General features: G+C 69.0%; 25 protein-coding genes. 8 read left to right on the top strand and 17 right to left on the bottom strand.

The features are described 5' to 3' along the window. The first annotated feature begins 32 nt into the window (after positions 1-32). Entirely contained in the window at positions 33-2,054 is a 2,022-nt protein-coding gene (locus AC3WQY_RS00255; RefSeq protein WP_492704856.1) for a M13 family metallopeptidase, read from the top strand. Between the two features lie 9 nt (positions 2,055-2,063). On the opposite strand, the gene AC3WQY_RS00250 is transcribed toward AC3WQY_RS00255, so the two are convergent. The 6 genes from AC3WQY_RS00250 to AC3WQY_RS00225 form a co-directional block, all read right to left on the bottom strand. Continuing rightward, on the bottom strand, positions 2,064-3,455 hold the full coding sequence (locus tag AC3WQY_RS00250) for a putative bifunctional diguanylate cyclase/phosphodiesterase (protein ID WP_492704853.1): 1,392 nt from the start codon (positions 3,453-3,455) through the stop codon (positions 2,064-2,066). A 76-nt stretch (positions 3,456-3,531) separates the two neighbouring features. After that, positions 3,532-4,524 (bottom strand): 2-hydroxyacid dehydrogenase, encoded by a 993-nt coding sequence (locus tag AC3WQY_RS00245; RefSeq protein WP_492704851.1) that lies wholly within the window; start codon positions 4,522-4,524, stop codon positions 3,532-3,534. Position 4,525: 1 nt separating this feature from the next. After that, the gene (locus tag AC3WQY_RS00240) at positions 4,526-5,875 is read right to left on the bottom strand and encodes a sodium:proton antiporter (RefSeq protein ID WP_492704849.1); all 1,350 of its coding nucleotides are present in this window, start codon (positions 5,873-5,875) and stop codon (positions 4,526-4,528) included. Then, a complete protein-coding gene (locus tag AC3WQY_RS00235) occupies positions 5,875-6,516 on the bottom strand; it encodes a nitroreductase (RefSeq protein ID WP_492705370.1) in 642 nt (213 codons plus the stop codon). The genes AC3WQY_RS00240 and AC3WQY_RS00235 overlap by 1 nt, the downstream gene beginning before the upstream one ends. 68 nt (positions 6,517-6,584) lie before the next feature. After that, positions 6,585-7,028 (bottom strand): acyl-CoA thioesterase, encoded by a 444-nt coding sequence (locus AC3WQY_RS00230; RefSeq protein ID WP_492704847.1) that lies wholly within the window; start codon positions 7,026-7,028, stop codon positions 6,585-6,587. Further along, on the bottom strand, positions 7,025-7,978 hold the full coding sequence (locus AC3WQY_RS00225; protein WP_492704845.1) for a histone deacetylase family protein: 954 nt from the start codon (positions 7,976-7,978) through the stop codon (positions 7,025-7,027). Before AC3WQY_RS00225 ends, AC3WQY_RS00230 begins: the two co-directional genes overlap by 4 nt. Positions 7,979-8,205: 227 nt before the next feature. Between AC3WQY_RS00225 and phaP the strand changes: the two genes are divergently transcribed. Both phaP and AC3WQY_RS00215 read left to right on the top strand, forming a co-directional pair. Then, positions 8,206-8,760: a TIGR01841 family phasin gene (gene phaP / locus AC3WQY_RS00220; RefSeq protein ID WP_285233079.1), complete on the top strand. Its 555-nt coding sequence runs from the start codon at positions 8,206-8,208 to the stop codon at positions 8,758-8,760. A 145-nt stretch (positions 8,761-8,905) separates the two neighbouring features. Next, entirely contained in the window at positions 8,906-9,805 is a 900-nt protein-coding gene (locus AC3WQY_RS00215; protein ID WP_285233080.1) for a DUF3667 domain-containing protein, read from the top strand. Here the strand turns inward: AC3WQY_RS00215 and AC3WQY_RS00210 are convergent. Then, positions 9,798-10,430, bottom strand: coding sequence for an LON peptidase substrate-binding domain-containing protein (locus AC3WQY_RS00210; protein ID WP_285233081.1), 633 nt, complete (start codon positions 10,428-10,430; stop codon positions 9,798-9,800). The two genes, AC3WQY_RS00215 and AC3WQY_RS00210, sit on opposite strands and share 8 nt — an antisense overlap. Positions 10,431-10,447: 17 nt before the next feature. After that, complete coding sequence (locus AC3WQY_RS00205; protein WP_285233082.1) at positions 10,448-11,365, bottom strand: patatin-like phospholipase family protein; 918 nt, start codon at positions 11,363-11,365, stop codon at positions 10,448-10,450. A 79-nt stretch (positions 11,366-11,444) separates the two neighbouring features. Here AC3WQY_RS00205 and AC3WQY_RS00200 point away from each other — a divergent pair, with 79 nt between their 5' ends. Then, entirely contained in the window at positions 11,445-13,823 is a 2,379-nt protein-coding gene (locus tag AC3WQY_RS00200) for a penicillin acylase family protein (protein ID WP_492704839.1), read from the top strand. On the opposite strand, the gene AC3WQY_RS00195 is transcribed toward AC3WQY_RS00200, so the two are convergent. Genes AC3WQY_RS00195 through AC3WQY_RS00180 form a run of 4 tightly spaced genes read right to left on the bottom strand, consistent with a single transcriptional unit; the run spans position 13,824 to position 17,190 of the window. Next, complete coding sequence (locus AC3WQY_RS00195; protein WP_492704836.1) at positions 13,824-14,690, bottom strand: fumarylacetoacetate hydrolase family protein; 867 nt, start codon at positions 14,688-14,690, stop codon at positions 13,824-13,826. After that, on the bottom strand, positions 14,687-15,883 hold the full coding sequence (gene pncB, locus AC3WQY_RS00190; RefSeq protein ID WP_492704834.1) for a nicotinate phosphoribosyltransferase: 1,197 nt from the start codon (positions 15,881-15,883) through the stop codon (positions 14,687-14,689). The genes AC3WQY_RS00195 and pncB overlap by 4 nt, the downstream gene beginning before the upstream one ends. A gap of 8 nt (positions 15,884-15,891) precedes the next feature. Further along, on the bottom strand, positions 15,892-16,755 hold the full coding sequence (locus AC3WQY_RS00185) for a cysteine hydrolase family protein (protein WP_492704832.1): 864 nt from the start codon (positions 16,753-16,755) through the stop codon (positions 15,892-15,894). Between the two features lie 9 nt (positions 16,756-16,764). Further along, the gene (locus AC3WQY_RS00180) at positions 16,765-17,190 is read right to left on the bottom strand and encodes an Lrp/AsnC family transcriptional regulator (protein ID WP_492704830.1); all 426 of its coding nucleotides are present in this window, start codon (positions 17,188-17,190) and stop codon (positions 16,765-16,767) included. Positions 17,191-17,372: 182 nt separating this feature from the next. On the opposite strand from AC3WQY_RS00180, the gene ocd reads away from it, so the two are divergent. After that, the gene (ocd, locus tag AC3WQY_RS00175; RefSeq protein ID WP_492704828.1) at positions 17,373-18,419 is read left to right on the top strand and encodes an ornithine cyclodeaminase; all 1,047 of its coding nucleotides are present in this window, start codon (positions 17,373-17,375) and stop codon (positions 18,417-18,419) included. A 4-nt stretch (positions 18,420-18,423) separates the two neighbouring features. Here the strand turns inward: ocd and AC3WQY_RS00170 are convergent, their stop codons facing one another. Continuing rightward, a complete protein-coding gene (locus AC3WQY_RS00170; protein WP_492704826.1) occupies positions 18,424-19,053 on the bottom strand; it encodes a TetR/AcrR family transcriptional regulator in 630 nt (209 codons plus the stop codon). A gap of 103 nt (positions 19,054-19,156) precedes the next feature. Between AC3WQY_RS00170 and AC3WQY_RS00165 the strand changes: the two genes are divergently transcribed. After that, complete coding sequence (locus AC3WQY_RS00165) at positions 19,157-20,185, top strand: MBL fold metallo-hydrolase (RefSeq protein WP_285233090.1); 1,029 nt, start codon at positions 19,157-19,159, stop codon at positions 20,183-20,185. Here the strand turns inward: AC3WQY_RS00165 and AC3WQY_RS00160 are convergent. Continuing rightward, the gene (locus AC3WQY_RS00160; RefSeq protein WP_285233091.1) at positions 20,182-20,721 is read right to left on the bottom strand and encodes a DUF1993 family protein; all 540 of its coding nucleotides are present in this window, start codon (positions 20,719-20,721) and stop codon (positions 20,182-20,184) included. The two genes, AC3WQY_RS00165 and AC3WQY_RS00160, sit on opposite strands and share 4 nt — an antisense overlap. A gap of 103 nt (positions 20,722-20,824) precedes the next feature. On the opposite strand from AC3WQY_RS00160, the gene AC3WQY_RS00155 reads away from it, so the two are divergent. Continuing rightward, a complete protein-coding gene (locus tag AC3WQY_RS00155) occupies positions 20,825-21,724 on the top strand; it encodes a DUF4399 domain-containing protein (protein WP_492704823.1) in 900 nt (299 codons plus the stop codon). Positions 21,725-21,737: 13 nt separating this feature from the next. Here the strand turns inward: AC3WQY_RS00155 and AC3WQY_RS00150 are convergent, their stop codons facing one another. From AC3WQY_RS00150 to AC3WQY_RS00140, 3 genes are all read right to left on the bottom strand, one after another. Then, the gene (locus AC3WQY_RS00150) at positions 21,738-22,268 is read right to left on the bottom strand and encodes a hypothetical protein (RefSeq protein ID WP_285233093.1); all 531 of its coding nucleotides are present in this window, start codon (positions 22,266-22,268) and stop codon (positions 21,738-21,740) included. Positions 22,269-22,647: 379 nt separating this feature from the next. Next, complete coding sequence (gene cadR, locus AC3WQY_RS00145; RefSeq protein WP_425334646.1) at positions 22,648-23,106, bottom strand: Cd(II)/Pb(II)-responsive transcriptional regulator; 459 nt, start codon at positions 23,104-23,106, stop codon at positions 22,648-22,650. Positions 23,107-23,142: 36 nt separating this feature from the next. Beyond that, positions 23,143-23,283: a hypothetical protein gene (locus AC3WQY_RS00140; protein ID WP_285233094.1), complete on the bottom strand. Its 141-nt coding sequence runs from the start codon at positions 23,281-23,283 to the stop codon at positions 23,143-23,145. A 36-nt stretch (positions 23,284-23,319) separates the two neighbouring features. On the opposite strand from AC3WQY_RS00140, the gene ybiB reads away from it, so the two are divergent. Further along, entirely contained in the window at positions 23,320-24,237 is a 918-nt protein-coding gene (gene ybiB / locus AC3WQY_RS00135; protein WP_492704820.1) for a DNA-binding protein YbiB, read from the top strand. The last annotated feature ends 32 nt before the right edge of the window (positions 24,238-24,269 follow it).

Genomic DNA, 24,269 nt, shown 5'->3' with positions numbered 1-24,269 from the left:
AGCCTTGCGGCACTTTATTCAAGACCTGCCGTATGAAAACGATCTACAAGCTCAGCGCCCTGGCGCTGCTGGCCCAGCTCAGCGGCCACGGCCTCGCCAGCCCGGCCGCCACCGGCCTGGACCGCCATGGTTTCGACGCCCAGGTGCGCGCGCAGGACGACCTGTATCGCGCCGTCAACGGGCAATGGATCAAGGCCACCGCCATCCCCGGCGACCGCGCGGTGATCGGCACCTTCACCGACCTGAGCGACCGCGCCGATGCGCGCCTGCGCAGCATCGTCGAGGGCCTGGCCGCCAAACCGCAGCGGCCCGGCAGCAAGGAGGCCCAGATCGGCGCCTTCTACAGCGCCTACCTGGACCTGGACGCGATCGAGCGCGCCGGCCTCGCGCCCATGCAGCCCCTGCTGGCCGAGATCGACGCGATCGACAGCCGCGCCGCGCTGGCGCAATGGCAGGGCCGCATGCAGGGCCGCGTGCTCACGCCGCTGCAGCTGGACGTGCTGCCCGACTTCAAGCAGCCCGGCGTCAACCGCGCCCTGCTGCGCCAGAGCGGCCTGGGCCTGCCCAGCCGCGACTATTACCTGAAGGCCGACGATGCCCGCATGGCCCGGGCGCGCGCCGCCTACATCGCCTATCTGACCCTGCTGGCCGGCCAGCTCGGCGAGCCGGCGCCGGCCGAGGCCGCGCAGCGCGTGATGGCGCTTGAACAGCGCATCGCCGCCCTGCACTGGGACGAGGTGGAGAGCCGCGACTCGGTGAAGATCTACAACCCCCACACGCCCGCCCAGCTGCAGGCGCTGGTGCCCGCCTATGACTGGCAGGGCCTGCTGGCCGCGGCGCAGATGCGCCAGGTGGACAAGCTGGTGGTCTGGCAGCCCAGCGCCGCTGTCGGCATCGCCAAGCTGCTGGCCGAGGAACCGCTGGCCGACTGGAAGCTCTACCAGAAGCTGCACAGCCTGGACGCCCGTGCCGCGGTGCTGCCCAAGACCATCCGCGAGGCGCGCTTTGCCTTCCGCGGCACCGCGCTGACGGGGGCCAGCGAGGAGCGGCCGCGCTGGCAGCAGGGCATCAACGCCGTCAATGAGGCCCTGGGCGAGGCGCTGGGCCAGCTCTATGTGGCCAGGCATTTTCCGGCCGCCCACAAGGCCCGCATGCAGGCCCTGGTGGCCAACCTGATGGCGGCCTTTGGCGAATCCATCGACACCCTGGACTGGATGAGCGCCGAGACCAAGGCGCAGGCCAAGATCAAGCTCTCCAAGTACAGCGTCAAGATCGGCTATCCCGATGCCTGGCGCGACTACGGCGCGCTGCAGGTGCGCGCCGGCGACGCCCTGGGCAACCGCGAGCGCGCCGCGGCCTTTGAGTGGGCGCGCATCGCCGCCAAGCTGGGCCGGCCGGTGGACCGCGGCGAATGGGGCATGTTCCCGCAGCAGGTGAATGCCTACTACGAGCCCACCACCAACGAGATCGTGTTCCCGGCCGCGATCCTGCAGCCGCCCTTCTTCGACATGAAGGCCGACGACGCCGTCAACTACGGCGCCATCGGCGCCATCATCGGCCATGAGATCAGCCATGGCTTCGACGACGACGGCAGCCAGTTCGACGGCGACGGCATGCTGCGCAACTGGTGGACCGAGACCGACCGCAAGGCCTTCGAGGCGGTGGGCGCCAAGCTGGTGAAGCAATACGCCGGCTACGAGGCCATCCCCGGCAAGCAGGTGAACGGCCAGCTCACGCTGGGCGAAAACATCGCCGACCTCTCCGGCCTGCAGGTGGCCTACAAGGCCTACCAGCGTTCGCTGAAGGGCCGGCCCGCGCCGGTGCTGGGCGGGCTGAGCGGCGAGCAGCGTTTCTTCATGGGCTGGTCGCAGGGCTGGCGCGAGAAGATGCGCGAGGAGCGCAGCCTGCAGCTGTTGACCGCCGACCCGCATGCCCCGGCCGAGTTCCGCGCCAATGGCGCGCCGGTGAACATCGACGCCTTCCACCAGGCCTTCGGTACCAAGCCGGGCGACAAGCTCTACAAACCGAGCGCCGAGCGCATCCGCATCTGGTGAGGCCTGGCCTCAGGCGGCGCCTGCCGGCGGCTTGAGACCGCGCCGCCACAGCGCGGCCTGGTTGGCAAAGCTCTCGGCCGAGAGCGGCCGCGCGAACAGAAAGCCCTGGAAGGCCGTGCAGCCCATGGCGCGCAGGCAGTCCAGCTGCGCCTGGGTCTCCACCCCCTCGGCCACCACGTCCAGGCCCAGGTCATGGCCCAGCCGCACGATGGTGGCGGCGATATGGCAGGCATCGGCGTCGTCGGGCAGGTCGCGCACAAAGCTCTGGTCCACCTTGAGCTGGTGCAGCGGCAGGCGCTTGAGCAGGCTCAGCGAGGAGAAGCCGGTGCCGAAATCGTCAAGCGCCAGGCGTATGCCCTGTGCGCGCATGGCCTGCATCTTGGCCAGCAGGTCGTCGAAGTCCTGGGCATAGGCGGATTCGGTGAGCTCGAACTTGATCAGGCCGGCCTCGCGCAGTGCAAGCGGCACGGTCTCGATCAGGCGCTCGGTGGCGGCATCCGACTGCAACTGCACCGAGCTGACATTGATGGCCATGGGCAGGCCGGCCAGCGCCCCGCCCTGCTGCCACTGCAGCAGCAGGCTGCACACCTGCTCCAAGAGACGCTGGCCGGCCGGTTTGATCAGGCCGGTGGCCTCGGCCATGGGGATGAACTCGCCCGGCGGCACCAGGCCGCGCAGCGGATGGCGCCAGCGCATCAGCACCTCGGCCCCCATCAAGCGCCCCTCGGCATCGCACTGGGCCTGAAAGAAGGGTTCGATCTCGCCGGCGGCAATGCCGCGCGCGAAGTCCAGCTCCAGCTCGGTGGCCTGGCGCGCATCGCGCAGCATGGTCACGACGCAGAGATAGAGCATCACGACGGTGAGCAGGGCCACCGCCCAAACCGCCTGCTGGCGCACCGACGCCGGCATCGGCGGCGCGTCGACAAAACGCAGCTCGGCCGACTGCAACAGCACGAACGCGCCCAGCAGCAGGGCGCTGACCAGCAGACGCAGCCAGCCCTCGCCGTACTGCAGAAAGTAGAACACGCAGACGAACAGGGGCAGCAGATAGAGATGGGTGCTGCGCGGCGCGCCCGCGCTGGGCAGGTCCAGCAGCAGGCACATGCCCAGCACCGCCAGCAGGCAGCCGAGGCTGAACAGCAGCACGGCGACGCGGTGCAGATGCAGGCGCAGCAAACCCAGCGTGAGGGCGCCGGCCAGCACCGCGCTGCCCGGCAGCAGGGCCGCCAGGGGCCGGCCCGTCAGGATGAAATAACTCGCCCAGGGGATGGAGCCCAGCACCGCCACCCAGGCCATCACCGTGAGCAGGCGTGCGCGGCGCAGCGCAAATGCCTGCGGCAGGCTGCCCTCGCCCTCATTGAAACGGCGCAGCGCGCCCAACCAGACCTCGCGCCCTGGCATCGTCAATGGCCTCCCCATGAGCCCTGTATGTCGGGCCAGTGGAAGGGGTGGCGCGGCGCTTGTCAAGCGCCCGTTTTCAGGGGCGCGGCCCGAGCGGCAGCTTGAGGGCCGTGGGCGGCACGCCCCCGCCGAAGAACGCGATCAGGTTGTCCACCGCCAGATTGCACATGGCGCGGCGCGTCGGCACCGAGGCGCTGGCAATATGCGGCGTTAGCACCACATTGGCGCACTGCAGCAGGGCCGGGTGCACCGTGGGTTCGCCCTCGAACACATCCAGGCCGGCCGCCGCGATGCGGCCCGCTGCCAGCGCCTCGGCCAGCGCCGCATCGTCGACCACGCCGCCGCGCGCGATATTGGTGAGCGTGGCGGTCGGCTTCATCAGCGCCAGCTCGCGCGCCGCCACCATATGGTGCGAGGCGGGCGTGTAGGGCAGCACAATAACCAGGTGGTCGGCCTGGCGCAGCAGCTCGTCCTTCTCGACCCAGCGCGCCGCAAGGGGCGCCTCTTGCTCGGCCGGCAGGCGGCTGCGGTTGTGATAGATCACCGGCATGCCGAAGCCCAGCGCGCCGCGTCTGGCGATCGCCTGGCCGATACGGCCCATGCCCAGGATGCCCAAGGTGGCGCCATGCACGTCGGAGCCGGCAAACAGGTCCACGCGCCACTGCTTCCAGTCGCCGCGGCGCAGGTAATGCTCGCTCTCGCTGATGCGGCGCGCCGCCGCCATCATGAGGGCGAAGCCGAAATCGGCGGTGGTCTCGGTGAGCACGTCGGGTGCATTGCTGACCAGCACGCCGCGCGCGCTGCAGGCATCCAGGTCCACATTGTTGTAGCCCACCGTCATCAGGCAGACCGCACGCAGGCCCGGGCAGGCATCCAGCAGGGTCGCGTCGATGCCTTCGGTGCCCGAGGCGAACAGGCCCTGCTTGCCCTGCAGGCGCCGTATCAGTTCGGCCTGCGGCAGCGGTTCGTTGGCATCGTGCAGATCGACCTCGCAATGCGCGCGCAGGCGCTCGACGATGTCGGGGAAGATGCGGCGGGCCACCAGGACCTGGGGTTTGTTTGTTGCCATCTCAGCGGAACCAGATGAGGGTCATCACGACGAACAGCGGCAGCAGCACCGCGGCGGCCCAGGCCATGTAGCCGAAGAAGCTGGGCATGCGGATGCCGCGCTCCTCGGCAATCGCCTTGACCATGAAGTTGGGAGCATTGCCGATGTAGCTGTTGGCGCCCATGAACACCGAGCCGGCCGACACCGCCGCCAGGGTGCTGGCCAGCGGGCCCATCAGCACCTGGGGGTCGCCGCCGGCGAGGTTGAAGAACACCAGATAGGTCGGCGCGTTGTCGAGGAAGGACGAGAGCGCACCGCTGAACCAGAAATAGGCCCAGGGCAACGGCTCGCCATGCGCGCCGGTGACGGCACGCGCGATCGGCGCAAACGCCCCCTGCTCGCCCGCCTTCAACATGGCCAGCACCGGGATCATGGTGAGGAAGATGCCGGCAAACAGCTTGGCCACCTCCTGCATGGGCCCCCAGCTGAACTGGTTGCGCTGCCGCAGGCCGCGCGGCGTGATCGCCAGCGACCAGGCCGTCACGCCCAGCAGGCCGAGGTCGCGCACCAAGCCTGGCAGACCCATCTCGACGCCCAGCAGTTGGACGCTGACGCCGGGCGTCCAGATGCCGCTCAGCAGCACCAGGCCCACCACCGCCGCCAGCGGCAGCAGGTTCCAGGCGCCCAGCAGGCCCAGGCGGTCGTCGTCGGGGGTCGGGTCTTGCCTCGTCACCCCTTCCTTGCGGTACCAATAGCTGTCGATGGCATAGAAGATCGCCAGCAGGGCCCCCACCAGGAACAGGGTCTGCGGCGCGATCGCCTTCAAGGTCCAGAAGAAGTCCACGCCCTGCAGAAAGCCCAGGAACAGCGGCGGATCTCCCAGCGGCGTGAGCGAACCACCGGCGTTCGAGACAATGAAGATGAAGAACACCAGCACATGGGCGGCGTGGCGGCGGTTGTCGTTGGCGCGTATCAGCGGCCGCACCATCAGCATCGAGGCGCCGGTGGTGCCCATCACGCTGGCCAGCAGCGCGCCGACCGTCATCAGTCCTGCGTTCAGGCCCGGGCTGCCATGCAGATTGCCGCGCACATAGATGCCGCCCGCGGTGCTGAACAGCGCGGTCAGCAGGATGATGAAGGGCAGGTATTCGGCGAGCAGGGTGTGGGCCAGCACATGGCCGGCGGCGCCCACGCCCTGGCTGGCGGCAAAGGGCAGCACGAAGGCAAGCGCCCAGCCCGCCGCGATCTTGCCGTAGTGGCGATGCCACACCAGCGGCAGCAAGAGCGGCATGAGGGCGATGGACAGCAGCATGCCTGCGAAGGGCAGCCCCCACCAGGCAGCCAGGCTGGCCAGCGTGTCGGGGGTGGCCATCAGTCGGCCAGGAAGCGGGTGAACTCGGCCACCGGCGCGCGCTCGGTCACCAGGCTGTTCTCCACCGCGGCCGGGTCGGCGTGGCCCAGGGCCATGCCGCACACCAGCATCTGCTCGGGCCTGAACTGCAGCTCATCGGCGATCAGGCGGTGGAACTGGGTAAAGGCCGCTTGCGGGCAGGTATGGAGGCCGCGTGCACGCGCGGCGATCATGATGTTCTGCAGAAACATGCCGTAGTCCAGCCAGCTGCCCTGCTGCATGACGCGGTCTATGCTGAAAATCAGGCCCACCGGCGCATCGAAGAACTGGTAGTTGCGGCCATGCTGGTCGTGCATGCGGGCCTTGTCGGTCTTGCCTATGCCCAAGAGGCCGTAGAGGTCCCAGCCCACCTTGCGGCGCCGCTCGATATAGGGTGAGGCCCATTCGCGCGGGTAGTAGGCGTATTCCTCCTGGTGGGTGGAGAGTTCGGCCGGATCGTCGAAGGCGGCCTGGATGCGTGCCGAAAAACGCTGCTTGGCGGCGCCGCTGAGCACATGCACCTGCCAGGGCTGGGTGTTGGTGCCCGAGGGTGCCCGCGCCGCGACACGCAGGATCTCCTCGATCACATCGCGCGGCACCTCGGTGGGCAGGAAGGCGCGCATCGAGTGGCGGCTGGTGATGGCGGCGTCCACCGTGGCAGTCTCGGCGGGGCTGGGTTGCTCGTACAGGTTCACAGCATCAATCCTTCCAGGGCTTGCAGATAGGGGTCGGGCAAGGCCGCGACGGGTCGGCGCGACTCGCGCTCCACATAGACATGCACGAAATGCCCGCGCGCGGCACACAAGGCCTGGCCGGGCGCGAACAGGCCGATCTCGTAGCGCACGCTGGAGCGGCCGCGCTGCGCCACGCGCAGGCCGGCCTCCACCTGCTGCGGAAAGGCCAGCGAGTCGAAGAAGTTGCAATGCGTCTCCACCACCAGGCCGATCACCTCGCCGCCATGGATGTCCAGCGCGCCCTGGGCAATCAGGTACTGGTTCACTGCGGTGTCGAACAGGCTGTAGTAGACGACGTTGTTGAGGTGGCCGTAGATGTCGTTGTCCATCCAGCGCGTGCCCAGGCTGACGAACTGGGCATAGGCGGCACGGTTATCGGGGGCGGGTCGGGCGGTGCTCATGCGGCCATTGTTCCATCGCCACCGGCCCAGCGCTGCCACGCCCGTGACGCCGCGGCCAGGGTATTCACCTGCACAGCCACGGTGCTGGCGAGGTCGTGGCCATAGCCACCGGCCATGGCCAGCGCCACCGGAATGCGGCGCTCGGCCAGGGCCTGCAGGACGAGCTCGTCGCGCGCCAGCAGGCCGGCGGTGCTGAGCTTGAGCCGGCCCAGGCGGTCGCCCTCGTGCGGGTCGGCGCCGGCCAGGTAGAAGGCCAGCCCGACGCTGCCGCAGGCCGCCCAGACGCGCGCCAGCCCGGCCTGCAGCGCCGCCAGGTACTCGGCATCGCGGCAGCCGTCCGGCAGTTCCACGTCCAGATCGCTGGGCTCCTTGCGGAAGGGAAAGTTCTTGGCGCCATGCATGGAGAAGGTGAACACCGTGGGGTCGTCGCGGAAGATCGCCGCCGTGCCATTGCCCTGGTGCACGTCCAGGTCGATCACCAGCACGCGCAGGCCCGGCACGGCCGAGCCATGGGCGCGGTGCCACTCGGTCTGCATCAGGCGCGCCGCCACCGCCACATCGTTGAAGACGCAGTAGCCGCTGCCCTTGTCGGCATGGGCGTGATGGGTGCCGCCGGCCAGATTGGCCGCCACCCCCTCGGCCAGGGCGGCGCGCGCCGCCTCGATGCTGGCGCCCACCGAATGGCGCGAGCGCGCCGCCATCGAGGGCGACCAGGGGAAGCCGATCTCGCGCTGCTCGGCCGCGCTCAAATGCCCCTGCAGAACCTTGTCCACATAGTCGGGGCTGTGCGCCAGCGCCAGCTCTCCCTCGCTGGCGGGAGCGGCGGCGCGCAGCCGTATCGCCCCGGGCGCGCGCTCGATCTGCTCGCGCAGCAGGCGGTATTTGCTCTGCGGAAAGCGGTGCCCGGGCGGCAGGGCCAGGCTGTGGGCATCGGAATGAAAGGCCAGCATGGCCGCCACCTTAGCCGCTTTGTCGCCGCTGCGTCATGTGGAGGTCACGCACATCGGCGATGCTGCGCAGCTGCTTACAAAGTATTTTGCTGCACCGCACAAAAAGTTCTTGCATTCGTCGCCGACATCCCTATACTTCGAGTCATGTTGCAGTGCACCATAAACACTGTGAACGAGGTCCACGAGGAATCCCCGCGGAAATCCGCTCAGTTTTTTAGGAGAACACCATGCTGACTGCTGAACAAATCTTTGCTGCTCACAAGGCCAATGTCGAAACCCTGTTTGGTCTGACCAACAAGGCCTTTGAAGGCGTTGAGAAGCTGGTCGAACTGAACCTGCAAGTGGCCAAGACGGCCCTGGGCGAAGTCGCCGACACCACCCAAGCCGCCCTGTCGGTGAAGGACGCGCAAGAGCTGCTGGCCCTGCAAGCCGCGCTGCTGCAACCGTCCGCCGAGAAGGCCGCTTCCTACAGCCGCCATCTGTACGACATCGCCGCTGCCACCAACGCCGAAGTGGTGAAGGTTGCCGAGGCCCAGCTGGCCGATGCCCAAGCCAAGTTCGCCGCCGTGGTGGAAACCGCGTCCAAGAACGCCCCGGCCGGCACCGAGAACGCCGTGGCCCTGGTGAAGTCGGCCGTGGCCGCTGCCAACAACGCCTTCGAGAACGTGCAAAAGGCTGCCAAGCAAGCCTCCGAAGTGGCCGAAGCCAACTTCAATGCCGTGACCAACACCGCCGTCAAGGCCAGCCAGACCGCCAGCCGCTCGTCCAAGCGCGCTGCCTAAGCTGTAACGATTGTCTCCTCGGTGCCCAAGGAGACCCCGCGCGGGTCTCGCAAGTACCGTTCAAGGCCCGATGCTCGCATCGGGCTTTTTTTCGTCCGGCCGCGCCGACGCTGCTGCTAGCATGCGCGCCAAAAGGCCAGATCGAATGACGCTCAAGTCCCTTGTCAGCGTGCCTCAGGCGCGACCCGGCCATTGCGCCAACTGCGGCAGCGCCCTGCCCGAGCCGCCCACCAAGTTCTGCGGCGCCTGCGGCCAGGAGACGCGCATCAAGCCGCCCAGCCTGCTGGAATTCCTGCAGCAGTTCGGCGGCGCCTACATCTCCACCGAGGGCGCGCTGTGGCGCACGCTGTGGCGCCTGCTGCTCTTGCCGGGCCAGCTGACGCTGGAATACTTCGCCGGCCGGCGCCGCCACTTCGTGCTGCCGATACGCCTGTACCTGACCATCAGCGTGCTGGCCCTGGTGGCAATCCGCTTCAGCGGCGTGCTCGACGTCGATGGCAAGCCCGAGAGTCTGATCAAGTTCGACTCGCCCAAGCCCACCGAGACCTTCTTCGAATGGGGCGCGCACCGCGCCGGGCTGAAGGAGGGCGAGTTCTACTGCGAGCAGATGCCGACCAAGCTGTGCGAACGCGTGCAGCGCCGCATCAAGATGGACCCCGAGGCCACCGCCGGCCTGATGCGCGAGCTGCCCGAGCGCTTTGTCGGCAACCTGGGCTCGGCCATGTTCGTGATGCTGCCCTTCTATGCCTTCTGGCTGAAGCTGGTCTACATCGACAAGCGGCGGCGCTACACCGAGCACCTGGTGTTCGCCCTGCACCTGCATGCCTTCTGGTTCGCGATGGCGCTGCTGCTGGTGAGCGGCGTCAAGCCCCTCGTGATCGGCGCGGCGGTGGCGATCAATGTCTACCCGCTGATCGCCCTGCACCGCGTCTACCGCACGCGCTGGTGGAGCACCTTCATGCGCGCGGGGCTGCTGTTCATGCTGTATGCCAACACGCTGGGCTTCGGCCTGGCGGCGGTCGGCTTGTGGGCCTTCTTCAGCTAGCGTTGCGCTCGATGCGGTCGAGCTGATCGGCCACCAGCTCGAGGCGCAGCAGGGGATTGTCCAGCGCCATCAGGCGCTGCTTGTCGGCCTGCGGCAGCGGCAGCAGCTCGCACCAGCGATTCGCCAGCCAGCCGCAGTCGTTCCAGTGGTAGGGCGGCTGCAGCGGCAGGTCCTCGCTGGCCACCGCCTGCTCGAAACGGCTCAGCAAGACTTGCAGCTGGCGGCTGACGCGCCGCAGATCCTCCGGCACCGCCACCTGCTGGTCTTCCGCCAGCAGGCGCGCCTCGCCCACCCACAGCCCATGCGGCAGCTGTTGGCGGCTGCTCAGCTCGAAGCGCTGGCCGCCGCGGCAGCGGATCTGCAGCAAGCCCGGCTGCGGGCGCTCGCAGCGCTCAATGTGCGCCAGCGTGCCGGCAGCGTGAAAGGCCTCGGCCACGAAGCCGCCGCCAGCGTCGCGCTGGCGCACCTCGCCGCCCGCCGTCAGCGCCACCACGCCAAAGGGCTCGCCGCTCTTGGCGCAGCGCTGGATCAGGTCCAGATAGCGCGGCTCGAAGATGCGCAGCTCCAGCAGGCCGCCGGGAAACAGCACCGAGTCGAGCGGAAAGAGTTCGATGTGGTGCTGCATGATGTGCCCGCCCGCGATCAGCGCGTCTTGGCGGCGATGCGCTGGCGCAGCGTGGCCAGCATCGCCATGGCCGCCTCGCGACCGGCCTGGATGCTGCGCTTGCGCGCCGTGAAGTCGGCGCTGCCCACGCCGTCCAGCCGCGGCCGCATCACCACGTCGGCCTCGCGCAGCTCGAAGTTGTTGATCGAGCGCCCCATGATGGAGAAGGTCTGCAGCAGCATGCGCATGGCGTCGCCCGGCGGCTTGGCCTCGGGCGGCTCGGAGATGTCCACCGCGATGATGAGCTCGGCCCCCATCTGGCGCGCAAAACGCACCGGCACCGGCGCCACCAGGCCGCCGTCCACATACTCGCGCGCGCCGATCTTGACCGGCTGGAACACCGCCGGCACCGAGCTGGAGGCGCGCACCGCCGCGCCGGTGTCGCCGGTCTGGAACAGGATGGGCGAGCCGTCCGACAGATCGGTGGCGACGATGCCCAGCGGCAGCGCCATCTGCTCGATCAGCTTGTTGCCGGTCTGGGCGCGCACATAGCGGGCCAGCGCCTCGCCGCGGATCAGGCCGCGGGTCGGGAAGGCCCAGTCGGTGATGGCGCCCTCGTCCATGCCCTCGGCCAGGGTGGCGAGCTCCTTGCCGTTCTTGCCCGAGGCATAGAGCGCCGCCACCAGGCTGCCGGCCGAGGTGCCGGCCACCAGATCGACCTTGACGCCCTGCTCCTCCAGCACCTGGATCACGCCGATGTGCGCGAAGCCGCGCGCCGCCCCGCCGCCCAGCGCCAGGCCGATGCGCGGCGGCTTGGGCGCGGGCTTGGGCGCCACCGGCGCGGGGATCTCGGGTTCGGGCTGGACGGCCGGCTGGCGCGGCGCGGTGGAACAGGCGCCCAGCGCCAGGCTGAGCAGCAGGAGCGCGCCCAGGCGCGACGGAAGAGACGAGAACATGACGGCATTCTAGGGACGAACCCTGGCATGCCCGGGCGAGCCGCGCCGCCACAATGGCCGCGCATTCAAGCCCCCCGCCATGAACCACTCACGCATCGTCCGATTCAGCGCCCGCCTGCTTGCCGGCCTACTGGCCCTGTTGCTCCTGGTGGGCCTGCTGCTCTGGTGCCTGCTGCGCGCCAGCCTGCCGCAGCTGGACGGCGAGATCCAGCTGCCCGGGCTGAAGGCGCCGCTGGCGATCGGCCGCGACGCGCTCGGCACGGCCGTGCTGCAGGGCAGCGACCGGCAAGACCTGGCACGCGGCCTGGGCTATGTGCATGCGCAGGAGCGCTTCTTCGAGATGGACCTGACGCGCCGCTCGGCCGCCGGCGAGCTGGCCGCCCTGTTCGGCGACAAGGCGCTGGAACGCGACCGCACGCGCCGCCTGCACCGCATGCGCGCACGCCTCGCCGAGCGCTTCGCGCAGCTGGCGCCCGCCGACCGCGCCCTGCTGAGCGCCTACGCCAGCGGCGTCAACGCCGGCCTGCAGGCCCTGCGCCTGCGGCCCTGGCAATACCTGCTGCTGCGCGCCGAGCCGGCGCCCTGGACCGAGGTGGACTCGCTGCTGGTGGTGAGCGAGATGTTCTTCATGCTGCAGGCCAGCAGCTTCGACAACGCCTTCGAGCGCAGCCTGCTGCGCGAGCGCGCCGGCGACGCCCTGTTCGACTGGCTCAACCCGCGCGGCGGCCGCTGGGATGCGGCGCTGGACGGCAGCACGCTGCCCGCACCCCGCATGCCCAGCGCCGAGCAGCTGGACCTGCGCGCCCTGCCCGCCCCCAAGCCGGCGCTGGCCGCCCGGTCCCCCGGGATCAGCGTCATCAGTGAAGAGGCGCCGGTGCTGGGCAGCAACAACTGGGCCGTGAGCGGCGGGCGCAGCAAGCATGGCGGCGCCATCCTGGCCGACGACATGCACCTGGGCCTGGGCGTGCCCAGCATCTGGTACCGCGCCCAGCTGCAGCTGGGCGAAGGTGCCCGCGCGCAGCGCGCCGCCGGCCTGACCCTGCCCGGCATGCCCAGCCTGGTGGTGGGCAGCAACGGCCAGGTGGCCTGGGGCTTCACGAATGCCTATGGCCAATGGTTCGACTGGATCAAGCTGCCCGAGACGCCCGCGCGCGAGCGCCTGCGCAGCGTGCAGGAGCGCATCGAGGTCAAGGGCGGCGCGGCCCAGGCCCTGGTGGTGCAGGAGTTCGACGGCGCGCCCGTGGCGCTGACGCGCGAGGGCCAGCGCTATGCGCTGCGCTGGATCGCCCACCAGGGCGAGGCCTACAACCTCGAGCTGGATCGCCTGGCCGCGGCGCGCGATGTCGACGAGGCCGCCGGCATCGCTCAGCGCGCCGGCATGCCGCACCAGAACATCCTCATCGCCGACAAGTCCGGCCATATCGCCTGGACGATTGCCGGGCGGCTGTGGCGCCAGGCCGGCCTGGCGCAAAGCTATGCACGCTTCCAGTCCACCGAGCCGCCCGAGCCGGCCGCGCATGGCTGGCTGGAACCGCGGGACTACCCGCTGCTGCGCGACCCCGGCGAAGGCCAGCTCTGGACCGCCAACCACCGCCAGCTGGGTGGCGCGGCGGCCGAGCAGATCGGCGATGGCGGCTTTGACCTGGGCGCGCGCGCGCAGCAGATCCGCGACCGGCTGCGCGAGACCGCCAAGCACGACGAGGCCACGCTGGCGGCGATCCATTTCGACAACGAAGCGCGCTTCGTGCAGAGCTGGGCCGCGCGCATCAGCGCCGCGGTGCAGGGCAGCAGCGCGCATGCCGAGGTGGCGCGCCAGCTGCAGCAATGGAATGGCCGTGCCGATGCCGACCAGGTGGGCTACCGGCTGGCGCGCGCGGTGCGCCTGAAGACCCTGGATGCGCTCTGGACCGCCTGGACCCTGCCCTTTCTGGGCGAGGATCAGCAGGACGAGAAGAAGCGCTTCAAATGGCGCTCGCAGTTCGAGTACAGCGCCGTGCAGGCGCTGGAAAGCCGGCCCGCCCATCTGCTGCCGCCGGGCTATTCGAGCTGGCCGGCCTTTGTGCTGGCCCAGGTGGATGCGGCGGTGCTGGAACTCACCCAGGATGGCAAGCAGCCGCTGGCCCAGGCCAGCTGGGGCCAGCACAATGCCAGCCGCATCCAGCATGTGCTGTCGCGCGCGATCCCGCCGCTGGGCCGCTGGCTCGACATGCCCAGCCTGCCCCAGGGCGGCGACTCGAATCTGCCGCATGTGGCGCAGCCGGCCTTTGGCCAGTCGCAGCGCCTGGTGGTGTCACCGGGCCGCGAGGCCCAGGCCACGCTCAGCATGCCGGGCGGCCAGAGCGGGCATCCGCTCTCGCCCTATTACGGCGCGGGCCATGCGGCCTGGGCGGCGGGCCAGGCCGCGCCGCTGCTGGCCGGACCGGCCCAGCATCATCTGAACGCCAGGCCTCAGCCCTGATCAATCGCCCAGCAAGGCCTCGCTCCAGGCATGCACCTGGAGCGTTTGCTCGCCAAGGCCGGCTATGCCCAGGCGGAGCTGGTCGCCCGGCCGCAGAAACACCGGCGTGGGCTTGACGCCCATGCCCACGCCGGGCGGCGTGCCGGTGCTGATCAGGTCGCCCGGATAGAGCGTCATGAAGCGGCTGATATAGCTGAGCAGCTGGGCCACGCCGAACACCATGGTGCGGGTGTTGCCGGTCTGCATGCGCCGGCCGTTCAGATCCAGCCAGAGGGTCAGGTCTTGCGGGTCGGCCACCTCGTCGCTCGTCACCAGCCAGGGGCCCACCGGGCCGAAGGTGTCGCAGCCCTTGCCCTTGTCCCAGGTGCCGCCGCGCTCGAGCTGGTAGGCGCGCTCGGAGAGATCGTTCACCACGCAGTAGCCGGCCACATGGTCCAGCGCCTGGGCCTCGCTGACGTAGCGGGCGCGCCTGCCGATCACCACGCCCAGCTCCACCTCCCAGTCGCTCTTGCTGGAGCCCTGCGGCAGCACCACCGCGTCGCGCGCGCCGATGGCGCAGCTGGGCGGCTTCATGAACAGGATCGGTTCCTCGGGCAGGGGCATGCCGGCCTCGGCGGCGTGGTCGGCATAGTTGAGGCCAACGCAGATGAACTTGCCCATGCCGGACCAGGGCGGCGCGATACGGCCGGGAGCGTCAAGCCGCGGCAGGCTGGCAGGGTCGAGGGCGCGCAGGCGCGTCAGCTCGGCCGGCGCCAGCGTGGCAGCGCTGATGTCGCTGAGCACGCCGCTCAGATCGCGCAGGGCGCCGTCGGCGTCGAGCATGGCGGGGCGTTCCGCCCCCTGGGGGCCTACTCGCAGCAGCTTCATGGCGTGCCTTTGATATTGAAGACCTGGCGCAGATAGGCCAGGAAGGTGGCGTCGTCGCACATGGTCTTGCCGGGGCTGTCGGACAGCTTGGCGACCGGCTGGCCATTGCATTGCGTGAGCTTCATGACGATGTTGATGGGCTCCACCCCCATGTCATTGCTGAAGTTGGTGCCGATGCCGAAGCCCAGCTGGGTGCGGTCGGCAAAGTGGCGGTACAGGGCCAGCGCGGCGGGCACGTCCAGGCCGTCGGAAAACACCAGGCGCTTGGTGTGCGGGTCGATGCGCAGCCGGGCGTAATGCGCCAGCGCCTTCTCGCCCCAGACATAGGGGTCGCCGGAGTCGTGGCGCAGGCCGTCGAAGAGCTTGGCGAAATAGAGATCGAAGTCGGCCAGGAAAGCATCCATGCCCACCACGTCGGTGAGCGCCACGCCCAGGTCGCCGCGGTACTCCTGCACCCAGTCCTCCAGCGCCGCCTTCTGATGGTCGCGCAGGCGCACGCCGGTGGCCTGGTAGCTCTGCAGATACTCATGGGCCATCGTGCCGATGGGCACCAGCTCCAGGTCGCGCGCCAGCAGCACATTGGAGGTGCCCTTGAAATACTGCGGCAGTTCCTGCTTGAGCGTGGCCACCACCTCGCGCTGCCAGGCGCCCGAAAAGCGCCGGCGCACGCCGAAATCGAACACCTCGAAGGGGTGGCGGCGCGGCGCCTCGTCGCCGAAGGCGCGCAGCAGCCCGACCTTGTGGCGCAGGCGCGCCCGGCCCTCGGCCAGCGCGGCCGCCTGGTCAAAGCGGCGCGAGTACAGCTCGTTGACGATGGCCAGCACAAAGATCTCGAAGGCCATTACATGCACTTGCGGCCCGCTGGCGATGATGGAGAGGCCTTCGCCATCGGCGCGCACGCGGATGAAGTCGCGCTGGAAGCGGAAGATGCGCAGGAAGTCGACGAAGTCCGACTTCATGAAGCGCAGCCCGCGCAGATAGGCCAGCTCATCGGCGCGAAAGCTCAGGCCGCACAGCGCATCGAGTTCGCGCTCCAGCTCGGGCAGCAGCTCGGCGAGCGGAAAGGCGGTGGGGTTGCGGCACAGGAACTGGTATTCGGCCGCCGTCTGCGGATGGCGATGCAGCATGGTCTGCCACATCGTGAATTTGTAGAGGTCGGTCTCCAGCAGGCTGGTGATGATGGGGGCGCTCACGCTCACGCTCATGCCAGTTCCGCCCGCATCTCGGCGCAGCTGGCCAGGCGCAGGCCGCGCGCGCGCATGGTGTCGAAGAAGGCCTGCTGCTGCGCCTCGAAGCCGGCCACCGGGCTCATGGCGTCGGTCAACAGCACCAGGCGCGCGAGCCTTCCCGCATGTACATGGCCAGGCAGGTGCTCGACCAGATGCTCCACCGTGGCCTTGACGCAGTGGCTGGAGGCTTCGCCGGCGATCAGCAGCAGCTCGGCGCGGTCCAGCGCCGCCAGCAGGGGCTGGTTGAGCAGGGTGTCGGCATCGGCCGCATCCGGCACTTCGGCCTGCAGGGCGCTGTAATGCTCGGTCCAGGGGTTGCTGCCCTTGAGCAGCTTGCGGCTGGGCCGGCGCTGCTGCACTTCCCAGCTATTGCAGGCGGCGCGCACGGCGGCGTGCAGGCCGTGGCCCCAGCTGCCGATCTCGCAATGTACCGGCCACACCATCAGGGTGTAGCGGCCGGCGGCCTCCAGCGCATCCAGATAGGCCTGCGCGCGCGGCAGCGCCGCGGCCTCGCGCGGCCGGAACTCGCCCGCCCGCAGCTGCGCCGCCGTGATGGCCGTGAAAGGCAAGACCTGGCCCGCGTCGGCCTGCTGCCAGAAGCCGGGGTGGGCGATATCGATGTGGTGGTGCGAATCCAGCGTCAGGGTGATGTCGTCGAGCCGCGCGCCGACGGCATCGATCAGCCCGGCCAGACGCAGCATGTCGGCATGCGCACCCGGCACCGGCAGGGCCGGCGCCAGCGGCTCGGCACGCAGGGGATCGGTGGCACACCAGGCCGGCGGCAGGTCGCAGAAATCGTTCTGCGCGTCGATGATCAGGAGCTGGGTATTCGGCATGGCCCGACTTTAGGACAGCTTGTAGGTCTGCAAATGGATGCTGGTCTCGGTGGCGCCGATGCCCTTGATGAGGCGCACCCGCTCGAGCACCTCGGCCAGTTCGCCCAGCGTCGCGGCGCGCAACTCGGCCAGCAGATCCCAGCGGCCATTGGTATCGAACAGCCCCGAGACGCCCGGTTCGCCCAGCAGGATGCTGATGACCTCGCGCGTGCGGTTGCCCTCCACCGCGATGCTCATCCAGGCGGTGATCTCGTTGGGCGTGACATCGGGCCGCAGGCGGATCGTGTAACCCACGACCACGCCCGAGTCCTCCAGCTTGGCAATGCGGTTGGTGACGGTGCCGCGCGAGACCTTGAGCTTGCTTGCCAAGGTGGCCACGCTGGCGCGTGCATCCTGGCGCAAGAGCGCCATCAATTGTTGGTCGAGGGTGTCCATGGCGTGGTTCCGGGCAGCGTTAGGCGGCGGGCGCATGCCGCCCTTTGTGAGCCAGATTTTGTCATTTTGGCAATTTCTACTAGCGAAACGGCAGATTACTCGCAATTACTAGGCAAGTCTTGCTCTTCTCGCTAGCAAGTGCTTTGACAAGAATCACCCCAACGAAACAACGGAGACTGCCTATGACCACCCTGCTGACCACCAAGGACCTTGCCAAGATCGCCCAGCAGCTCGGTCTGGCCGAGTGTCTCAAGCGCATGGCCGGCTATATCGAGGCCGACTACCTGCGCTGGAGCGAATTCGACAAGACCCCGCGCGTGGCCAGCCATTCGCAGGACGGCGTGATCGAGCTGATGCCGATCGCCGACGCCAGCCTCTACAGCTTCAAGTACGTCAACGGTCACCCCAAGAACACCCGGGAAGGCCTGCCCACCGTGATGGCCCTGGGCCTGCTGGCCGACGTCTATACCGGCCGCCCCGAACTGGTGGCGGAACTGACCCTCACCACCGCCATCCGCACCGCCGCCACCTCGGCGATGGTGGCGCGCCGGCTGGCCCGGCCCGAGAGCCGCAGCATGGCCCTGATCGGCAATGGCGCGCAAAGCGAATTCCAGGCCCTGGCCTTCCATCACCTGCTGGGCATTGACGAGATCCGCCTGTTCGACATCGACCCGGCCGCCACCGCCAAGCTGCAGCGTCACCTCGGCGCCGTGCCGGGCCTGCGCCTGATCGCCTGTGCCAGCACGGCCGAGGCGGTGCGCGGGGCCGACATCGTTACCACCGTCACCGCCGACAAGAACTACGCCACCATCCTCACGCCCGAGATGATCGAGCCCGGCATGCACATCAACGGCGTGGGCGGCGACTGCCCCGGCAAGACCGAGCTGCACCGCGGCGTGCTGGAGATGGGCAAGGTGTTCGTCGAGTACGAGCCGCAATCGCGCATCGAGGGCGATGTGCAGCAGATGGCTGCAGACTTCCCGGTTACCGAGTTCTGGCAGGTGCTGCGCGGCAGCGCCAGCGGCCGCGACCACGCGAGCCAGGTCACGGTGTTCGACTCGGTCGGCTTTGCGCTGGAGGATTTCTCGGCGCTGCGCCTGCTGCGCGATCTGGCGCGTGAGCTGGGTCTGGGCCAGGAGGCCGATCTGATCCCGCAGATGGCCGATCCCAAGGACTTGTTCGGCCAGCTCGAGCTGGGCACGGCCGCAGCCGCGCGCCACGCCGCCTGACCGCTCAGCGCGGGCCTGGCGCCGGCTCGTAGAAGCGCAGGAACATGTCGACGCTGTCGGCCAGCACCTGACGCTGCTGCGCCTTGCTGAGCGGCGGCTGGCCCATCGCCAGCTGCGGCCAGAAGGCAAAGGCCTTCAGCATGCCCTGCAACTGCTGGGCCGCATAGGGCGCATCCACCGGGCGCAGCCGGCCATCGGCCTGGGCCGCCGCGATCCAATGCGCCAGCCCGGCCTCCTTTTCGCCCAGCCGCGCCACCATGGCCTGGGCACGCTCGGGCGTGTGCAGCATCTCGGCCACCGCTACCCGCACCAAGTCCATGAAGCTGGCATCGGTCATGAGCTTGAGCTTCTCGCCCAGGATGTCCAGCAGCTGATCACGCAGCGGTTCGTCCGCCCGGTACAGCTGCGGCCGCAGGGCCTTGCTGTGCTGCCACAGCTGCAGCAGGATCTCGGCGAACAAATCCTCCTTGCTGGGGAAGTGGTTGTAGACCGTGCGCTTGGAGACTTCGGCCGCGGCGGCCACCCGGTCCATGCTGGTGCCGGCAAAGCCATGCTCGCGAAATTCGGCCAGCGCGGCCTGCACGATGGCCTCGCGTTTGCGGTCGGTCAGGCGAGGTGCGGTAGCGGCGCTCATGCGGGGGTGCGAAGTGAACTGATGCACGAAGTTTACACCGATCAGTTTACTTTTCAGAAACCCAACACTACACTGCACAGTGTACTTTTTGGGTGCATCCACGATGAGCAGCACGATCCTTCAGGGCCCCGCAACGGCGGCGCCGAGTCACCATGCCACGACGCCGCCCGGCCAGCGGCGTTTTCGCAATCAGGCGCCCCGCCACGCCCAGGGCTGGCGCAAGACGCTTGCCATCCTGTGGCGCTTTGCCTTCAACAAGCCCGCCAACACGGTACCCCGCCAGGCCATCCCGGTACAGGCGCTGAGCCGCGCGGCACTGCTGGCTGCGCCGGACACCAGCCTCTGGCGCCTCGGTCATTCGACCATGCTGCTGAAGATCGACGGCGGCTTCTGGCTCACCGACCCGGTGTTCTCGCTGCGCGCCTCGCCCTTGCAGTTCCTCGGGCCCAAGCGCTTCCACGCGCCGCCCATCAGCATCGAGGAGCTGCCGCCGATCCGCGGCGTGATCCTCTCGCACGACCACTACGATCACCTGGACAAGGCCGCGGTGCTGGCGCTGGCCGCCAAGACCGAGTGTTTCATCGCGCCGCTGGGCGTGGGCGAGATCCTGCGCGGCTGGGGCCTGCCCGCGGGCAAGTTGCAGGAGCTGGACTGGTGGCACAGCACCCGCGTCGGCGGCCTGCAGCTGCATGCCACGCCGGCGCAGCATTTCTCGGGCCGCGGCCTGCGCGACGGCAACCGCACGCTGTGGTGCTCCTGGGTGCTGGAGCATGCCGACTTCAAGCTCTTCTTCAGCGGCGACAGCGGCTACTTCCCCGGCTTCAAGGCGATCGGCGAGCGCCATGGCCCCTTCGATCTGAGCCTGGTCGAGACCGGCGCCTACAACGAGGACTGGCCCGACATCCACATGCACCCGGAGCAAAGCCTGCAGGCCCATATCGACCTCGGCGCGCGCGTCATGATGCCCATGCACAACGGCACCTTCGATCTCTCCCTGCATGCCTGGGACGAACCCTTCGAGCGCATCAGCGCGCTCGCGCTGGCGCAAGACCTGACCCTGACGACGCCGCAGATGGGCGAGAGGGTCGATATCAAGGCGCCGCCGGCGGTGCAGGCCTGGTGGCGCAGCTAGACGAATGAGAAGCCGGGCGCGTAGCGGTGCCAGCCGTCGAAGTCCGGCTTGCCGAGCGGCACGCCCTGCGCGCGCAGCAGCGCATAGGCCATGCACAGGTGGAAGAAGAAGTTGGGCATGGCGTAGCTGAGCACGAACTCGCGCGCCGGCATGCTCAGGGCAGCCTCGCCGGCCTGCGTCTGCACGGGGTCCTCTTCGCCGAGCACGAGGTCGTCGGGGCCCAGGGTGCCCAGCAGCGCCTGCGCCTGCGCAACACGGCGGCGCAGGGCCGCGAAATCCTGCGCGTCGCCCTCGCCCAGCGCCGGCAGGGCCCGGCCGATCAGCGGCGCCACGCAGCGCAGCGCAAAGCCGGCCGCAATCTGCACCTGCTGGCCCAGATCGAACATGCCGGGGGTCAGGCCTTGCCTGAGCAGGGTCGCATCGTCCAGCTGTCGCGCGCGCGCACAGGCCTCGGCCCGGTCCAGCATCAGCAGCAACTGCCCCAGGTAACGCGTCAGCACGGGCACCGAGGCCTCGAACAGCAGGGTTGAGCTCATCGCGTCAGTGTCTCAGCTTTGCCCCTGACTCGATGGACGCGCCGCGCCTTCACAGCCCCTGGCGGGCCTCCCATAATGGCCCGGCAACCAGGGAGTCCAGGCCATGAAGTCAAACTGCGTGAAGTCCGCGGCTCTGCTGGCCATGCTGGGCATGCTGGCGATGGGCAGGGCGCAGGCCCAGGGCCTGCCCGGCAATGCGCTGGAGCGGCGCTGCTGGCTTGGCTACACGGCCGAGCGCAGTGCCATCGACATGCGCGAGCCCACCGCGGTGCGCTTCGTCAACCTGCGCAACGGCTATGCGCTGCGCTCGCCCTTCATGATCGAGTTCGGCGTGCGCGGCATGGGGGTGGTGCCCGCCGGCAACCCAACCGAGCGCGCCGGCCATCACCATCTGCTGATCGACACGCCGCTGCCGCGCAACCACCAGGAGAAGATCCCCTTCTCCGACAAGCACAAGCATTTCGGCAAGGGCCAGACCGGCACGGTGCTGGACCTGCCGCCCGGCGCCCACACCTTGCGGCTGCTGTTTGCCGACCACGACCACCGGCCCTATTTCGTCTACAGCCCCGAGATCACCGTGCATGTGCTGGGCACGCGCACGGCCGCGCCGATCGCCATCGACCCGGCGCAGTTCGAGAACACCTGCAGCGCCTGGTACCAGGACCAGGTCAGCGCGCCGCGCGGCGGCGCCAAGGAGGTCTATGCCAAGAACCTGCGCGACGGCGAAGCCGTGAGCAGCCCCTTCGTGCTGAGCCTGGGGGCGATCGGCATGGGCATTGCACCCGCCGGCCGCAAGCTGCCCGACACCGGCCACTTCGCGGTGACGGTGCTGCGTGCGGGCGGCACGGCACAGCGCGTGGTGCTGGCCGACGGCCGCACCGAAACCACCCTTGACCTCGCCAGGGGCGACTACGAACTCGAGATCGCCCTGCTGGACGCCGACAACAAGGTCGCGCTCAAGTCAGCGCCGCTGCGCTTGAGCGTGACGCGGCAAGACCGCTGAGCGACCCGGCCGTTCAGGCGCCGCGCAGCTGCGCGCTCAACGCCCGGCCTTCGCTGCGCTTGGCCTTGGTGGCCGCCTTGCGATAGAGCTCCTCGGCCTCCTGGCGCAGGGCAATCGCCTTCTCCAGGGCTTCTTGGTAGCGCTCGATCGTGTAGGTCGACTCCGCGGCGATGTAGACGCTGCGTCGGCGCGGCGCCTCACCGAAACGCGGCAGCAGCACGGTGAAGCTGCAGTCGCGCCGATTCGGCCGACGCTCGCGCACGATGGGGCCCGAAATACCGACCGGCAGTTCGCTGCTCTTGCTGCGGCTGGGCTCGGGTTTGAGGCGGGTGGGCGCAGGCAGCTTGCTCATGCGCTTGGCCAGCTCCTTGGTGGCCTGGGCCAAGGCCTCGGCGGCACTGGCGCCATAGCGGCCATCGGAATACAGCTTGGTGCCGCCGTAGCGCAATTGCCAGCCATGGGTGGCGCGGTGGTCGATGCGTTGAATGCACTGCGGCACCTGGAAACGCTCGCCGTTATAGATCACGACATCTCTGGTTTTCATGAGCATCCTCGTTACTTCTTTGGATGACTCCCCTGCCTGATAGTGTACGCGCAGCGATCGCCAAATAACGCCACCATTGCAGGGTACAGCGGCGCACAGACAACAGACCCGAGGAGGCTGTCGGGCTTTGGGATGGGCTCGCGTTGGGACGCCTTGGGGACGCAGGCAAGGCGCAAAGCGCAGCCGGATTGGACATCCGGCGAGCCTTTGCAACGCCGCATGCGCCCCCAAAGCGCCCCAACCCTCCGGGCCAAAGCGATTTGCCCGCCCATCCGTCGTTGCCGGCGCCTGGTGGGGGCCGATCCCACGGCGGCACCGCCGCCTAGGCTGGCCGGGCAACTCGCTTTGGCGCGAGCCCATCCCAAAGCCCGACAGCCTCCTAGGCGTGGGCGCCGCGGTAGCGACGCCCGGAGGGTCGCTGCGCGCTTTCATCGAGCTGCTGCAGGATGCCGCAGGCCTGGCTGCTGCGCTGCACATCGGCGCAGCGCGCGCGCAAGGATTTCAGTTCGCGCTCGAGTTCGCGCAGCTCGCGCAGGCGCTCGGCCACATGCCGCACATGCGCGTCCAGCAACTCGTTCACCGCCTGGCAGTCCTGCTCGGGCGCATCCTTGACGCGCAGCAGCGTACGCACCTCGTCGAGCGACATGTCGAGATTGCGGCACTGGCGAATGAAGGCCAGGCGCTGCACATCGGCCGTGCCATAGAGGCGGTAGTTGCCCTCGCTGCGCGGTGCGGCCGCCAGCAGACCTTCGCGCTCGTAGAAGCGTATCGTGTCCACGGGCGTCAGCGCGGCGCGCGCCAGCGCGCCGATCTTCATCGGTTTGGGATCGCCGTGCATCGCACCTCGCGTCGCGCCCGAGCTGTCACTTCCGGCTCACTTCTTTTTCTTGCTGCGGTCCGCCACCACGGTGGTGATGCTGGGCATCACCGCGCCGGGCGAGACGGGCTTGGCGGGCGCACTGTCCTTCTTGGGCTTCTTGGCTTCCTTGTTGCTCTTTTGCTGACCTTTGGCCATGGGACCTCCTGTGTGTGGGTATGCACAATGTAGCCCATGGAATACGCCCCGCTCATCAAGGAAATCGGCCGCGGTACGCGTGGCGCCCGCGACCTCGACGCCGAGCAGGCCGAGGTCTTGTTCGGCCGGATACTGGACGGCCGGGTGCCCGAGCTGGAACTCGGCGCCATCCTCATGAGCCTGCGCATCAAGGGCGAAAGCGCCGACGAGCTGCGCGGCTTCGAGCGCGCCATGCAGGCGCGCACCGCCCATCTGGAGGTGCCGGCCGGCCCACGCTGCGCGGTGCTGCCCACCTTCAACGGCGCGCGCAAGCAGGCCAATCTGTTTCCCCTGGTAGCGCTGCTGCTGGCGCGCGCGGGCGTGCCGGTGCTGATCCATGGCCGGCATGACTTCGACAGCCGCGAGAGCCCGTTCGAGCTGCTGGCGGCACTCGGGCTGACGCTGGCGCGGGATGTCCGCGAGGCGAGCGCCCAGTTGCGCGAACGCCGCATCGCCTGCCTGCCGCTGCAGGCCCTCAACCCTGGCCTGGACGCGCTGATGGCGCTGCGCCCGCGCCTGGGCGTGCGCAACAGCGGCCACAGCGTGGCCAAGCTGCTGGACCCGGCGCCCGGCCGCTCGGTGCGGGTGGTGGCCGTGACCCACCCCGAGGTGCTGGACGCGATGGGCCAGGCCCTCGGGCCGCTCACCGCGCCGGCCGGCCGCGCCCTCCTGATGCGTGCCAGCGAGGGCGAGCCCTATGCCCATCTGCGCCGGCGTGCCCAGCTCTATGGCTATTTCGAGGGCGAGCGCCGGGATCTGCACCCGGCCGACAGCACCGACATCGACTGGCCGCTCTCCGAGGCCTGCAGCGCCGCGGCCAACGCCCAGCTGATCCGAGCGATGCTGGCCGGCGAGCAGCCGGTGCCGCCGCGCATCAGCGAGCAGGTGCAAGCCCTGCTGCGCCTATCGCAATAGGCTGCATATGCTTATTCAAGAATAAGCAATCT

Source organism: Roseateles sp. FW301-B2 (assembly GCF_058788955.1).
Note: the sequence above shows the minus strand (reverse complement) of the source record. Positions and strands in the feature narration are given on the sequence as shown.

What these genes read in the sequence shown, in the direction of transcription:
- AC3WQY_RS00200 (WP_492704839.1), top strand. Translation starts at nt 11,445, where the DNA reads ATGAACCACTCACGCATCGTCCGATTCAGCGCCCGCCTGCTTGCCGGC.
- AC3WQY_RS00250 (WP_492704853.1), bottom strand. Translation starts at nt 3,455, where the DNA reads ATGCCAGGGCGCGAGGTCTGGTTGGGCGCGCTGCGCCGTTTCAATGAG.
- AC3WQY_RS00245 (WP_492704851.1), bottom strand. Translation starts at nt 4,524, where the DNA reads ATGGCAACAAACAAACCCCAGGTCCTGGTGGCCCGCCGCATCTTCCCC.
- AC3WQY_RS00255 (WP_492704856.1), top strand. Translation starts at nt 33, where the DNA reads ATGAAAACGATCTACAAGCTCAGCGCCCTGGCGCTGCTGGCCCAGCTC.
- ocd (WP_492704828.1), top strand. Translation starts at nt 17,373, where the DNA reads ATGACCACCCTGCTGACCACCAAGGACCTTGCCAAGATCGCCCAGCAG.
- AC3WQY_RS00140 (WP_285233094.1), bottom strand. Translation starts at nt 23,283, where the DNA reads ATGGCCAAAGGTCAGCAAAAGAGCAACAAGGAAGCCAAGAAGCCCAAG.
- AC3WQY_RS00150 (WP_285233093.1), bottom strand. Translation starts at nt 22,268, where the DNA reads ATGAAAACCAGAGATGTCGTGATCTATAACGGCGAGCGTTTCCAGGTG.
- AC3WQY_RS00240 (WP_492704849.1), bottom strand. Translation starts at nt 5,875, where the DNA reads ATGGCCACCCCCGACACGCTGGCCAGCCTGGCTGCCTGGTGGGGGCTG.
- AC3WQY_RS00230 (WP_492704847.1), bottom strand. Translation starts at nt 7,028, where the DNA reads ATGAGCACCGCCCGACCCGCCCCCGATAACCGTGCCGCCTATGCCCAG.
- AC3WQY_RS00155 (WP_492704823.1), top strand. Translation starts at nt 20,825, where the DNA reads ATGAAGTCAAACTGCGTGAAGTCCGCGGCTCTGCTGGCCATGCTGGGC.
- AC3WQY_RS00180 (WP_492704830.1), bottom strand. Translation starts at nt 17,190, where the DNA reads ATGGACACCCTCGACCAACAATTGATGGCGCTCTTGCGCCAGGATGCA.
- AC3WQY_RS00225 (WP_492704845.1), bottom strand. Translation starts at nt 7,978, where the DNA reads ATGCTGGCCTTTCATTCCGATGCCCACAGCCTGGCCCTGCCGCCCGGG.
- AC3WQY_RS00160 (WP_285233091.1), bottom strand. Translation starts at nt 20,721, where the DNA reads ATGAGCTCAACCCTGCTGTTCGAGGCCTCGGTGCCCGTGCTGACGCGT.
- AC3WQY_RS00235 (WP_492705370.1), bottom strand. Translation starts at nt 6,516, where the DNA reads ATGCGCGCCTTCCTGCCCACCGAGGTGCCGCGCGATGTGATCGAGGAG.
- phaP (WP_285233079.1), top strand. Translation starts at nt 8,206, where the DNA reads ATGCTGACTGCTGAACAAATCTTTGCTGCTCACAAGGCCAATGTCGAA.
- AC3WQY_RS00205 (WP_285233082.1), bottom strand. Translation starts at nt 11,365, where the DNA reads ATGTTCTCGTCTCTTCCGTCGCGCCTGGGCGCGCTCCTGCTGCTCAGC.
- cadR (WP_425334646.1), bottom strand. Translation starts at nt 23,106, where the DNA reads ATGCACGGCGATCCCAAACCGATGAAGATCGGCGCGCTGGCGCGCGCC.
- AC3WQY_RS00185 (WP_492704832.1), bottom strand. Translation starts at nt 16,755, where the DNA reads ATGCCGAATACCCAGCTCCTGATCATCGACGCGCAGAACGATTTCTGC.
- ybiB (WP_492704820.1), top strand. Translation starts at nt 23,320, where the DNA reads ATGGAATACGCCCCGCTCATCAAGGAAATCGGCCGCGGTACGCGTGGC.
- AC3WQY_RS00210 (WP_285233081.1), bottom strand. Translation starts at nt 10,430, where the DNA reads ATGCAGCACCACATCGAACTCTTTCCGCTCGACTCGGTGCTGTTTCCC.
- AC3WQY_RS00165 (WP_285233090.1), top strand. Translation starts at nt 19,157, where the DNA reads ATGAGCAGCACGATCCTTCAGGGCCCCGCAACGGCGGCGCCGAGTCAC.
- AC3WQY_RS00170 (WP_492704826.1), bottom strand. Translation starts at nt 19,053, where the DNA reads ATGAGCGCCGCTACCGCACCTCGCCTGACCGACCGCAAACGCGAGGCC.
- AC3WQY_RS00195 (WP_492704836.1), bottom strand. Translation starts at nt 14,690, where the DNA reads ATGAAGCTGCTGCGAGTAGGCCCCCAGGGGGCGGAACGCCCCGCCATG.
- AC3WQY_RS00215 (WP_285233080.1), top strand. Translation starts at nt 8,906, where the DNA reads ATGACGCTCAAGTCCCTTGTCAGCGTGCCTCAGGCGCGACCCGGCCAT.